The 1,087-nt window shown below is 44.0% G+C and carries 1 protein-coding gene and 1 pseudogene; both read right to left on the bottom strand.

Features of this window, described 5'->3' with window-relative positions; all coding sequences use genetic code 11:
• Positions 1–571, bottom strand: a 571-nt coding sequence (locus tag AC1DUW_RS30065; protein ID WP_477644345.1) for an aromatic amino acid lyase, incomplete at its 3' end; no start/stop codon positions are given.
• A 116-nt stretch (positions 572–687) separates the two neighbouring features.
• Positions 688–1,087 (bottom strand): annotated as a pseudogene (locus AC1DUW_RS30060) (HutP family protein).

The raw sequence follows: 1,087 nt of genomic DNA, 5'->3' as shown, positions 1-1,087 counted from the left end.
CAAGACCTTCTTTTGCTTTAAGTGTCAGCGGAAGAATGCCTTCTTTCGATAAAGCTATGATGGCCTCCATTCGCTCCCCTTTATAGAACACTTCGCCCTCTCCCATCAATACAAGTGCCAAATGAGAAAGAGGCGCCAAGTCCCCACTCGCCCCTAGCGAGCCTTGCTGAGGGATGACCGGATGGATATGCGCATTCAAAAGCTCAAGCAAACGCTCAATGACAACAGGACGAACGCCGGAAAACCCTTTTAATAGCGCGTTGGCGCGGAGAAGAACCATAGCTCTTGAAACCAATTCAGGAAACGGTTCTCCTACTCCGCATGCATGGGAATGAATCAAATTCCACTGCAGCTGCTCTACGTCACCTGCATCAATCAACACATCGCTGAATTTTCCAAAACCGGTTGTAATACCATAGACTACTTTCTTTTGTTTCACGATATTTTCAACAGCTTCCCTACTTTTTTCCACTTTCTTAACACTATCGGCTGAAGCCGTGACAAACGCATTACCATACAATACTTTTTTCGCCTCTTCAATTGTTAAAGATTGGCCCGTTAACATAATCATTTCCTACACCCCTTATTCTTTTTTTAAAACAAACAAAAAGGAGGCTATATTGACAGACTTATCCAGTCGTCAATACAGCCCCCTATTTCACTAAATAACTATAGGCTTTAAATTATTTAAATGTGGTTAATTYTCAAGCTAACCGGTTCATGTTCAAATCCCCGAACTTGTGCTCCAATCGTTCCATACACGGCGACAGCAATCCATTCACCTTCGTCCCCGTTTTTAAACGGCCTGCCTCGAACGATAAGCAAACCGAAGTCCCGCCGTCCTCAAAAGACCGCCAAGCTCGACTTCGCCGCGTGTCACTCCATGCAGTGCTTCGATAATCGCAAGATACAGCACATGCATATCACGATAAATATCGGGATTGACTAATCCCAGTCTTATTGCTGACGTCTCAATGGCCACTACTATTTTTTGCTACTCCATTGAACCGACTTTTCCTTTTCCATAAGGCCAATTCATTCGTTTTAGATCGCTTGTTAATAAGACTTCTCCCGCTAATCCGTACAT

The sequence above is a fragment of the Peribacillus sp. P4_C12 genome (assembly GCF_056402095.1).
The sequence above is the reverse complement of the archived record's forward strand: the minus strand, read 5'-3'. Positions and strand labels throughout refer to the sequence as shown.